The organism is Mycobacterium sp. E2462 (genome assembly GCF_001672685.1).
GTDB lineage: Bacteria > Actinomycetota > Actinomycetes > Mycobacteriales > Mycobacteriaceae > Mycobacterium.
On the sequence record NZ_LZKC01000170.1, the window covers coordinates 1 to 9,967 of the forward strand.

Below are 9,967 nucleotides of genomic sequence, written 5' to 3' on the forward strand. Positions count from 1 at the left end.
CGTCGGGCTCGGCCGCCGACACCACGACGAACTGGGTGCCCCGCCGTTTGAGCAGCGCGTAGGTGCGGTCGGCCTTCTCCCGGAAGCCGCCGAAGGTGGCGTCCAGCGACTGCACGAAGGCCGCCGCGTCGCCCAACATCTGTGAACCGAGAATCGTCGACATCGCCTTCATCGCCAATCCCATTGCGCCGGTGACCAATCGGCCGATACCGCGGCCGGGCGCGAGCAGCAGGCGCCACAACCGGCTGTCCATGAAGCTGCCCAGTCGTTTGGGTGCGTCCAGGAAATCCAGGGCGTTGCGCGACGGCGGCGTGTCGACCACCACCAGGTCCCAGCGATCCTCGGCCAGCAGCTGGCCGAGCTTCTCCATCGCCATGTACTCCTGCGTGCCCGCCAGGGAACTCGCGACGGTCTGATAGAACTGGTTGTCCAGAATCGCTTGTGCGCGACCGGTTCCCGAATACTGGACCACCATCTCGTCGAACGTGCGCCGCATGTCGAGCATCATCGCGTGCAGCTCGCCGGGCACCTCGGGCGCCAGCGGCACCCGCTGCGGCGTGTTGCCGAGGTCGTTGACCCCCAGCGCTTGCGCCAGCCGCTTGGCCGGGTCGATGGTCAACACGCAGACGTTGCGGCCGAGTTCGGCCGCCCGCAAGGCCATCGCCGCGGCGGTGGTGGTCTTGCCCACCCCGCCGGCGCCGCAGCACACCACCACCCGGTTGGCCGTGTCGGCCAGGATGGCGCCCATCTCGAGTCGGCGCGCCGTCGTGCTCATCGAACTCCCTGCTGCGCCAGCGATTCGGACAATTCGTAGAGACTGCCGAGGTCGACGCCGTCGGAGATCGCCGGCAGCTCCAGGCGGGGCACCTGCAACGCGTCGAGCTGCTGCGCCGTCGCGGCGCGCGCCGCGATCACCGTTGCGTGTTCGATGGTTTCGGTCAGCAGACCCGCGAAGTCGTTGTCGCCCAACGTGATTCCAACCTTCTGCAACTCGGTGCGCAGCGAGTCCGCGTCCACGTGCCCCTCGGCGGCCTTGGCGAGGTCCGCGGGTTGCAGGTAGGAGGCGATATTGCGGTTGACGATCACGCTGCCGATCGGCAGCTGCATCTCGGCCAACTCCTCGATGGCCTCCAGCGTCTCCTGCACCGGCAACGCCTCGAGCAGCGTGACCAGGTGGATGGCCGTCTGCTCGGAGTGCAGCAACCTGACCACGCCCTCGGCCTGCGAGTGCACGGGCCCGCCCTTGGCCAGGTCCGAGACGGCCTTGGTGACGTCGAGGAAGCGGGCGATCCGCCCCGTGGGCGGGGCGTCGACCACCACCGCGTCGTAGACCGGGGTCTTGGCCCCCTTGTTCACCCGCACCACCGACTCCTTGATCTTGCCGGTGAGCAGCACGTCGCGCAGGCCCGGCGCGATGGTCGTGGCGAACTCGATGGCGCCGATGCGGCGCATCGCCCGGCCCGCGATGCCGAGGTTGTAGAACATGTCGAGGTACTCCAGGAAGGCGGCCTCGATGTCGATCGCCAGGGCGTTGACCTGCCCGCCGCGTTCGGCGGTCGCGATCTTCACCTCCTCGTACGGCAGCGGCGGAACGTCGAACAACTGCGCAATGCCTTGGCGCCCTTCGACTTCCACGAGAAGGACTTTGCGGCCCCCGGCCGCGAGGGTCAGTGCCAGCGCGGCCGCGATCGTCGACTTGCCCGTGCCGCCCTTGCCGGTCACGAAGTGCAGGCGGGCTTTCGCCAAGCGCGCCGGCCAGCCGACGGAGCTACCGCCGCTCGATGAGGTTGCCACTATCGCATGCTAGCTCCACCATGCCAGGCCGCTTGGCCTGACCAGAGCCGATGGCAGGCGACCGATAAGCTCGCGACATGAGCCAACCGATCGCATGGGAGTACGCCACGGTTCCGTTGCTGACGCACGCGACCAAGCAGATTCTCGACCAGTGGGGCGCCGACGGGTGGGAGCTGGTGGCGGTGCTGCCCGGTCCGACCGGCGAGCAGCACGTCGCCTACCTCAAGCGCCCCAAGTAGATGAGCGTCTCCGCCCGGCTCGAGGAGCTCGGGATCACGCTGCCCGACGTGGTGGCACCGCTCGCCTCCTACGTGCCGGCCGTGCGGACCGGCAACCTCGTCTACACCGCGGGGCAGCTGCCGATGCAAGCCGGCGTGCTGGCGGCGACCGGCAAGGTCGGGGCCGAGGTGAACCCGGAGCAGGCCCGGGCGCTGGCGCGGATCTGCGCGCTCAACGCTTTGGCGGCCGTGCACTCGCTGGTGGGCATCGACGCGGTGACCCGGGTGGTCAAGGTGGTCGGGTTCGTCGCCTCCGCCCCCGGCTTCAACGGCCAGCCGGGCGTCGTCAACGGGGCCTCCGAGCTGCTCGGTGAGGTGTTCGGCGAGCGGGGCGCGCATGCGCGGTCGGCGGTCGGCGTGTCCGAGCTGCCGCTGGACGCCCCGGTCGAAGTCGAACTGATCGTGGAGGTCGGCTGACGGCCGTGACCGAGGCAGTCGAGTCGCCGACCCACCCCGCATACGGAAGGTTGCGGGCGGTCACCGAGACTGCGTCGGTCCTGCTGGCCGACAACCCCGGCCTGATGACGCTCGAGGGCACCAACACCTGGGTGCTGCGCGGGCCGGGCAGCGCCGAGCTCGTCGTCGTCGACCCGGGCCCCGACGACGACGAGCACATCGCGCGGGTCGCCGCGCTGGGCCGCATCGCGCTGGTGCTGATCAGCCACCGGCACGGCGATCACACCGACGGCATCGACAAGCTGGTCGACGCGACCGGGGCGACGGTGCGGTCCGCGGGCAGCGGGTTCCTGCGGGGGCTCGGCGGTGAGCTGGTCGACGGCGAGGTGATCGACGCCGCCGGGTTGCGGATCAAGGTCATGTCGACGCCCGGCCACACCGCCGACTCGCTGTCGTTCCTGCTCGACGACGCGGTGCTGACCGCCGACACGATCCTCGGCCGCGGCACCACCGTGATCGACAAGGAGGACGGCGGCCTGGCCGACTACCTCGACTCGCTGCGGCGGCTGCGCGGCCTGGGCGCGCGCACGGTGCTGCCCGGCCACGGCCCCGACCTGCCGGACCTGGCCGCCGTCGCGGCGGGCTACCTGGCGCACCGGCAGGAGCGCCTGGAGCAGGTGCGCTCGGCGTTGCGGGACATCGGCGACGACGCCACGGTCCGCCAGGTCGTCGAGCACGTCTATGCCGACGTCGACGAGAAGCTGTGGGACGCGGCCGAATGGTCCGTGCAGGCGCAGCTGGACTACCTGCGCCGCTAGCGCGGTCCAAGCCCCCGGCGTGCCCGCGAGCGTAAGCGCGCCGCGGGATACGGGGCCAACTGCCGCAGCGTGCTTACGCTCGCGCCAACGGCCTCGCGGAGCGGGCCTCTCAGCGCCCAGCGCTCACCTGGCTCGGCGGGCCAGGCGCTCGGAGTCCGAAATCAGCACGCTCTTGCCCTCCAGGCGGATCCACCCGCGGTGGGCGAAGTCGGCCAGGGCCTTGTTCACCGTCTCCCGGGACGCACCCACGAGCTGGGCGATCTCCTCCTGGGTCAGGTCGTGCGTCACCCGCATCGCCCCGCCCTCCTGGGTCCCGAACCGCTGGGCCAGCTGCAGCAGCTGCTTGGCCACGCGCCCCGGCACGTCGGTGAAGATGAGGTCGGCGAGGTTGTTGTTGGTCCGGCGCAGGCGGCGGGCCAACACCCGCAGCAACTGCTCGGCGATCTCGGGGCGGTCGGCGATCCACGCCCGCAGCGCGTCGCGGTCCATCGACACCGCCCGCACCTCGGTGATGGTGGTGGCGCTGGAGGTCCGCGGGCCCGGGTCGAAGATCGACAGCTCGCCGAACATGTCCGACGGGCCCATGATGGTCAGCAGGTTCTCCCGCCCGTCGGGTGAGCGGCGACCGATCTTGACCTTCCCCGAGACGATGATGTACAGCCGATCGCCCGGTTCCCCTTCGGCGAACACGGTGTGCCCGCGGGGGAAATCGACGGGTTGCAGCTGCTTGGTCAGTGCGGCGACCGCGCCCGGCTCAACCCCTTGGAAGATTCCTGCCCTTGCCAGGATCTCGTCCACGTTGCCTCTTCAGCTATGTCGAAAAATCAGTGTGATAGGGGCAGGTTAACCCCTTGCTCGCCTGACGAGTCTAGAGGAATGCCCGTCGTGCCCGACGAGCCAACGCTACACACGATTGACGTGTCGAGTTGCCCTAAATTGCGGATTGCCGTGCGAGTGTCCGTGAATTCGCGTCGGCAAAGTCCACTCGTCGCGGTCGGCCAATCCCACAGCAAACGCGGGCACGGCGTGCCGAGGCGCGGTCTGGCGGCCCGTCGGGACCGGCTCGGGACGACGCTCCGCGGGGTGCCGGTGCAGGCGCACCAGTGGGTCCGGGGCGCCCGGGGAGGCCAGTGCGCGCATGTTGGCGGCGTCAGGCCCCCCGGTCAGCTCCCTGGCCGGCGGCGTCGCGACCGGCTGCCGCGCGAGCTCCCTCTCCAGCCGGCCCAGCCAGAGCGCGGCGAGCATCAGCAGCCAAGGGACGCACGCCACCAGCAACCACGACACAAGGAGAGTAAACAGGGTCTTGAATCAACACCGGGTCTCGGCGAGATCACGAAATCAGTACTCTGTCGAGAGTGACAGCGGCAAAATCCTCCGGGCGCTCGAAGTCGAAGCCGGCCACGCCCGACGGGACCGTCGCGCGCCGCCAGTCCGAGGAAACGCGGGTGGGCTTGGTGCGCCGGGCGCGCCGCATGAATCGCGCATTGGCGCAGGCATTTCCGGACGCGCACTGCGAACTCGATTTCACCACTCCGCTGGAGCTCACCGTCGCCACAATTCTTTCCGCGCAGAGCACCGACAAGCGGGTGAATTTGACGACGCCCGCATTGTTCAAGCGGTACCGGACGGCGCTTGATTACGCGCAGGCCGACCGCGCCGAACTCGAGGAACTGATTCGGCCCACCGGGTTCTTCCGCGCCAAGACGACGTCGTTGATCGGGCTCGGCCAGGCGCTCGTCGAGAGGTTCGGCGGCGAGGTGCCGGCCACCATCGAGGAGCTGGTGACGCTGCCCGGTGTGGGCCGCAAAACGGCCAACGTGGTGCTGGGCAATGCTTTTGACATTCCCGGCATCACCGTCGACACCCACTTCTCCCGGCTGGTGTCGCGGTGGCACTGGACCGCCGAGACGGACCCGGTGAAGATCGAGCACGCGGTGGGCGAGCTCATCGAGCGCAGCGAGTGGACGCTGCTGAGCCACCGCGTGATCTTCCACGGCCGCCGCGTGTGCCACTCGCGCAAGCCCGCGTGCGGAGTCTGCCTGATCAAGAAGGACTGCCCGTCCTTCGGCCTCGGCCCCACCGATCCGCTGCTGGCCGCGCCGCTGGTCCGGGGGCCGGAGACCGAGCATCTGCTCGCCCTGGCCGGGCTCTGAGCCGGTCCGGCGAGCACGAGAGCGCACGGGGATCGCAATGCCGACGCTGACGCGCCGGGCGCGCTGGCACATCGCGGTCGTCGCCGTGGTGGTGGCGCTGATCGCGGCGCTGGCGGCGCAACTGCGCGACGACGCACCCGGCACGGCCGGCAGCGGCGGCCCGGCGGTGTCGGACCGGGAGCACCGCGACGCCGACACGCCCGCCGCCCTCGCCGGCCCGCGAGCGCGGGCCCAGCTGCCGCCCTGCCCGCTCGGCCAGGGCCCCGGGCCGGGCGCGCTGCGCGGCGTGACGGCCGAGTGCGCCGCCGACGGCGCGGACTTAGACGTCGCCCGGGCGCTGGCGGGGCGCACGGTGCTGCTCAACTTCTGGGCCTACTGGTGCGCGCCGTGCGCCGCCGAATTGCCCGCGATGGCCGAGTATCAACGGCGGGCGGGCCCGGACGTGCTGGTGGTGACTGTGCACCAGGACGAGAACGAGACGGCCGCGCTGCTGCGGCTGGCCGAGCTCGGCGTCCGGCTGCCCACTGTGCAGGACGGCCGGCGCCGCATCGCGGCCGCGCTGCGGGTGGTCAACGTGATGCCCGCGACGGTGGTTCTGCGGTCGGACGGTAGCGTTGCGCAGACGCTGCCGCGGGCTTTCGACAGCGCCGACGAGATCGCGGCCGCGGTCGGAAACGACAGGGGATAAGCGGAGAAGTTGAACCGACTGGAGCGGCCGGTGAGTGCTGGGGGTTCGTCCCTGCGGAACGGTGACCCCGCGAGCGGGACCGTTCCGCTGACGCCTGACGCCAGCCCCGCGTGGCTGCGCCCGCTCGTCGACAACGTCGCCGCCATCCCCGACGCGTACCGCCGGCGGCTGCCCGCGGACGTCCTGGCCATGATCACCTCGACGGCCACGGCGGCGCTCTCCGCGGTCCGCGGCACCCGCCAGGCGGCCGTGTTGGTGCTGTTCTCGGGCCGGGAGTCCGGCCCGGCCGACGGCGGGCTTCCCGACGACGCCGACCTGCTGGTCACGGTGCGGGCGGCCACGTTGCGCCACCACGCCGGGCAGGCGGCGTTTCCCGGCGGCGCCGCCGACCCCACCGACGACGGCCCGGTGGCGACGGCGCTGCGCGAGGCCCGGGAGGAGACCGGGATCGACGTCGGCCGGCTGCATCCGCTGGCGGTGCTGGACCCGATGTTCATCGCGCCGTCGCAGTTTCACGTCGTCCCGGTGCTGGCGTATTCGCCGGATCCCGGCCCGGTGGCCGTCGTCAACACCGCCGAGACGGCGCTCGTCGCACGGGTTCCGGTGCGGGCGTTCGTCAATCCGGCCAACCGGCTGATGGTGTACCGCGGCGACCTGGGCCGCCGCTGGGCCGGTCCCGCGTTCCTGCTGAACGAGATGCTGGTGTGGGGGTTCACCGGGCAGGTGATCTCCGCGCTCCTCGACGTCGCCGGGTGGGCGCAGCCGTGGGACACCTCCGACATGCGCGAGTTGGACACGGCCATGGCGCTTCTCGACCCGCCGGGGGACTCGCGATGAACTCGATGACCCCGTCGCAGTGGCTGGACATCGCGGTCCTGTCGGTCGCCTTCATCGCGGCGGTCTCGGGGTGGCGATCGGGCGCGCTGGGTTCGCTGTTCTCGTTCATCGGCGTGCTGCTGGGCGCCATCGCGGGCGTGCTGCTGGCGCCCCACATCGTCAGCCACATCGCCGCGCCGCGCGCGAAGCTGTTCGCGGCGCTGTTCTTGATCCTGGCGCTGGTCGTCATCGGGGAGGTCGCCGGCGTGGTGCTGGGCCGCGCCGTGCGCGGCGCGATCCACAGCCGCGCCATCCGCTCGGTCGACTCGGTGATCGGGGTGGGGGTGCAGCTCGTCGTGGTGTTGACGGCCGCGTGGCTGCTGGCGACGCCGCTGACCCAGTCGAAGGACCAACCCGAGCTGGCGGCGGCGGTCCGCGGCTCGCGCGTGCTGGCCCGCGTCAACGAGGCGGCGCCGCCCTGGCTGAAGACAGTGCCCAAGCGGCTGTCCGCGCTGCTCAACACCTCGGGTCTGCCGGCGGTGCTGGAGCCGTTCAGCCGCACCCCGGTGATCCCGGTGGCGTCCCCGGATCCCGCGCTGGCCAACAATCCCGTGGTGGTGTCCACCGCGCCCAGCGTCGTCAAGGTGCGCAGCCTGGCGCCCAGCTGCCAGAAAGTGTTGGAAGGCACCGGATTCGTGATCGCGCCGGACCGGGTGATGACCAACGCGCACGTGGTCGCGGGCTCCAACAGCGTCCAGATCTACGCCAGCGGCAACCCGCTGGACGCCACCGTGGTGTCCTACGACCCGGCGGTCGACATCGCCATCCTGGCGGTGCCCAACCTGCCGCCGCCGCCGTTGGCGTTCGCGCAGGCCGAGGCGAAAACCGGCGCCAGCGTAGTGGTGCTCGGCTATCCCGGTGGCGGCAACTTCACCGCGACGCCCGCGCGGATCCGCGAGCTGATCAAGCTCAGCGGGCCGGACATCTACCGGGACCCGGCGCCGGTCACCCGCGACGTCTACACGATCAGAGCCAATGTGGAGCAAGGCAATTCGGGGGGACCGCTGATCGACCTGAACGGCCACGTGCTGGGCGTGGTGTTCGGCGCGGCGGTCGACGACCCCGACACCGGGTTCGTGCTGACCGCCGACGAAGTGGCCAGTCAGATGGCCAAGATCGGCGACACGCAGCAGGTGGGCACCGGATCCTGCGTCGGCTGAGGCCGCCTCACGTGCCGTGCACGTGCCGCAGGAACCTCGTCAGCTGCCGGTTGATCTCATCGGGAGCCTCTTCGTGGCTGTAATGCCCTGCGCCGGCGACGGATACGTAACGCCCGTGGGGTGCGAACCGCTGGGTGCGGTCGACCGGGTCGGCCAGCACGTACGGGTCGGTGTCGCCGCGCAGGTGTAGCAGGGGCACGCTGAGCTGCTGCTGCATCGACCGGATGAAGCGGTGGCCTTCGCCGCGCAGCTGGCTGCGCACGGCCCAGCGCTGGTATTCCAGCGCGCAGTGCGCCGCGCCGGGGATCTGGATCGCCGTCCGCAAGTGACCGATGGTCTCGGAAAAGTCCTCGGAGGCAACCCATTTGGCGCAGCTGCGGCTGCGGACGAGGCGCTCGATCTCGGCGGCGTCGTCGCGGGTCAGCGCGCGTTCGGGCCACAACGGCACCTGGTAGCGCAGCAAGGTGGGCAGCAGCGCGTAGCCCTGGTCGCGCCGGGTCAGCGTGGAGCGCCGCAACGCCGCCGGGTGCGGGGAGCTGATCAGCGCGATGGCCGACACCAGCCGGGCGTGCAGCAGGGCGGTCGCCCAGCAGGCCAGCCCGCCGTCGGCGTGGCCCACCAGGGTCGCCGAGGAATGGCCGAGCGCGCGGATGAGCCCGGCGGCGTCACCGGCCAGCGTCCAGCCGTCGTAGCCCCGGGGCGGTTTGTCGCTGCCGCCGTACCCGCGCAGGTCGACCGCGACCACCCGCGCGCCGGTGAGGCCGCGCAGCTGGTGGCGCCACGACCACCAGAACGACCCGAAGCCGTGCAGCAGCATCACCAGCGGTCGCGCGGTCGGCGGCGCCGCGGCGTCACCGACGCTGGGCAACCCCTCCACGACGTGGAAGCGGATGCCGTTGGCGTGCACGTCCAGATGCCGCCACGGCCCGTCGATGCGGGTGACCGACGGATCCGGCGGCGCCATCTACCACCCCGACGGGTCGCCGGCGGGCTGGTCCTGCCCCGGCCGGTGCTCGGTGAGCTGGCGGCCGGGGGCCTTGTCGTGGCCCGGCGTCAGGGCGCTACGGGTCTCCTTCACCGACTCGATGGTCTCGCGGGGCCCCCGGATGCGGCGCACCTTGAGGAAGCCCAACAGACCCAGCAGCGCGCCGACGACCACCATGATCCCGAACACGATGAGGTACGACGCCCACCGCCACAGCCAGGTGTCGAGCAGCTCGGCGAGGAAGAAGAAGAAAAAGAAGGTGGAGTAGAACAGCACCACCAGGGCCGCGATGAAGAAGACGCTGCCCGTGAGGCCCTTTTTGACGTCGCGGGTGATTTCGGCGCGGGCCAGCTCCACCTCGGCGCGCACCAGGGTCGACACCTGGGCCGACGCGTCCTTGATCAGGGCACCGATCGACGGTTCGGCGGCCGTGGCGTGCGGATCGGTCAACGGAATGGTGGTCAGGGTGTTGGGCACACCGTTCTTGCCATCACCTTTGCTCACAGACGGTCCTCTTTCGTCATTCCCCCGGCGCGCTGCCGTCGCGGTTCATGTTGCCATGTGCCGCGACGGCAGACGAGGCCAGCCGACGAAGCCCGGCGGGTGCGCGCGGCCGTCGTTTTCGACCCGGCGAGCGCGACACTCGCGCGGACTAGACTGGCCGGGCCGGTCAGATGTCCGGCCTACCTAAGGGGAGGTGCTGTGCGGGCTGCGCACCGGTGTTTTGCGGCTGCAATGGTGGCCGCGCTGGTGGCGCTCGCGGGATCGCATCCCCGCGCCGCCGCCGCCGACGTCCGCGTTCCGATGGGCGGCGGTGCC

General features: G+C 71.0%; 13 protein-coding genes. 7 read left to right on the forward strand and 6 right to left on the reverse strand.

The features are described from left to right. Together A5714_RS07985 and A5714_RS07990 are read right to left on the reverse strand one after the other, a co-directional pair. Nucleotides 1-775: ArsA family ATPase (locus A5714_RS07985; protein WP_068284424.1), on the reverse strand; the 775-nt coding region annotated here is incomplete at its 3' end. Continuing rightward, nucleotides 772-1,797: an ArsA family ATPase gene (locus tag A5714_RS07990; protein ID WP_068074371.1), complete on the reverse strand. Its 1,026-nt coding sequence runs from the start codon at nucleotides 1,795-1,797 to the stop codon at nucleotides 772-774. The genes A5714_RS07990 and A5714_RS07985, both read right to left, overlap by 4 nt. Before the next feature lie 74 nt (nucleotides 1,798-1,871). On the opposite strand from A5714_RS07990, the gene A5714_RS25970 reads away from it, so the two are divergent. The 3 genes from A5714_RS25970 to A5714_RS08000 are packed head-to-tail and all read left to right on the forward strand — an operon-like array spanning nucleotide 1,872 to nucleotide 3,286. Next, a complete protein-coding gene (locus A5714_RS25970) occupies nucleotides 1,872-2,033 on the forward strand; it encodes a DUF4177 domain-containing protein (protein WP_156671256.1) in 162 nt (53 codons plus the stop codon). Then, the gene (locus A5714_RS07995; protein WP_068074368.1) at nucleotides 2,034-2,489 is read left to right on the forward strand and encodes a RidA family protein; all 456 of its coding nucleotides are present in this window, start codon (nucleotides 2,034-2,036) and stop codon (nucleotides 2,487-2,489) included. Nucleotides 2,490-2,494: 5 nt separating this feature from the next. Beyond that, nucleotides 2,495-3,286, forward strand: a complete 792-nt coding sequence (locus tag A5714_RS08000; protein WP_068284426.1) for an MBL fold metallo-hydrolase — start codon at nucleotides 2,495-2,497, stop codon at nucleotides 3,284-3,286. Nucleotides 3,287-3,409: 123 nt separating this feature from the next. Here the strand turns inward: A5714_RS08000 and crp are convergent, their stop codons facing one another. Together crp and A5714_RS25215 are read right to left on the reverse strand one after the other, a co-directional pair. Beyond that, nucleotides 3,410-4,084, reverse strand: a complete 675-nt coding sequence (gene crp, locus A5714_RS08005; RefSeq protein WP_044508824.1) for a cAMP-activated global transcriptional regulator CRP — start codon at nucleotides 4,082-4,084, stop codon at nucleotides 3,410-3,412. A gap of 105 nt (nucleotides 4,085-4,189) precedes the next feature. Then, a complete protein-coding gene (locus A5714_RS25215) occupies nucleotides 4,190-4,570 on the reverse strand; it encodes a hypothetical protein (RefSeq protein WP_082959625.1) in 381 nt (126 codons plus the stop codon). A gap of 188 nt (nucleotides 4,571-4,758) precedes the next feature. On the opposite strand from A5714_RS25215, the gene nth reads away from it, so the two are divergent. From nth to marP, 4 genes are read left to right on the forward strand one after another with little or no spacing between them, the layout of a single operon-like run. Further along, nucleotides 4,759-5,439 (forward strand): endonuclease III, encoded by a 681-nt coding sequence (nth, locus tag A5714_RS08010; protein WP_156671267.1) that lies wholly within the window; start codon nucleotides 4,759-4,761, stop codon nucleotides 5,437-5,439. A 37-nt stretch (nucleotides 5,440-5,476) separates the two neighbouring features. Continuing rightward, nucleotides 5,477-6,127, forward strand: a complete 651-nt coding sequence (locus A5714_RS08015; protein WP_068284428.1) for a TlpA disulfide reductase family protein — start codon at nucleotides 5,477-5,479, stop codon at nucleotides 6,125-6,127. A 30-nt stretch (nucleotides 6,128-6,157) separates the two neighbouring features. Further along, nucleotides 6,158-6,964 (forward strand): CoA pyrophosphatase, encoded by an 807-nt coding sequence (locus A5714_RS08020; RefSeq protein ID WP_068074406.1) that lies wholly within the window; start codon nucleotides 6,158-6,160, stop codon nucleotides 6,962-6,964. A 5-nt stretch (nucleotides 6,965-6,969) separates the two neighbouring features. Continuing rightward, nucleotides 6,970-8,163, forward strand: coding sequence for an acid resistance serine protease MarP (marP, locus tag A5714_RS08025; protein WP_156671268.1), 1,194 nt, complete (start codon nucleotides 6,970-6,972; stop codon nucleotides 8,161-8,163). A gap of 7 nt (nucleotides 8,164-8,170) precedes the next feature. On the opposite strand, the gene A5714_RS08030 is transcribed toward marP, so the two are convergent. Both A5714_RS08030 and A5714_RS08035 read right to left on the reverse strand, forming a co-directional pair. Continuing rightward, complete coding sequence (locus A5714_RS08030) at nucleotides 8,171-9,127, reverse strand: alpha/beta fold hydrolase (RefSeq protein ID WP_068074362.1); 957 nt, start codon at nucleotides 9,125-9,127, stop codon at nucleotides 8,171-8,173. Further along, nucleotides 9,128-9,652: a phage holin family protein gene (locus A5714_RS08035; protein ID WP_068074360.1), complete on the reverse strand. Its 525-nt coding sequence runs from the start codon at nucleotides 9,650-9,652 to the stop codon at nucleotides 9,128-9,130. Between the last annotated feature and the right edge of the window lie 315 nt (nucleotides 9,653-9,967).

What these genes read in the sequence shown, in the direction of transcription:
- A5714_RS25970 (WP_156671256.1), top strand. Translation starts at nt 1,872, where the DNA reads ATGAGCCAACCGATCGCATGGGAGTACGCCACGGTTCCGTTGCTGACG.
- A5714_RS08015 (WP_068284428.1), top strand. Translation starts at nt 5,477, where the DNA reads ATGCCGACGCTGACGCGCCGGGCGCGCTGGCACATCGCGGTCGTCGCC.
- marP (WP_156671268.1), top strand. Translation starts at nt 6,970, where the DNA reads ATGACCCCGTCGCAGTGGCTGGACATCGCGGTCCTGTCGGTCGCCTTC.
- A5714_RS07995 (WP_068074368.1), top strand. Translation starts at nt 2,034, where the DNA reads ATGAGCGTCTCCGCCCGGCTCGAGGAGCTCGGGATCACGCTGCCCGAC.
- nth (WP_156671267.1), top strand. Translation starts at nt 4,759, where the DNA reads ATGAATCGCGCATTGGCGCAGGCATTTCCGGACGCGCACTGCGAACTC.
- A5714_RS08030 (WP_068074362.1), bottom strand. Translation starts at nt 9,127, where the DNA reads ATGGCGCCGCCGGATCCGTCGGTCACCCGCATCGACGGGCCGTGGCGG.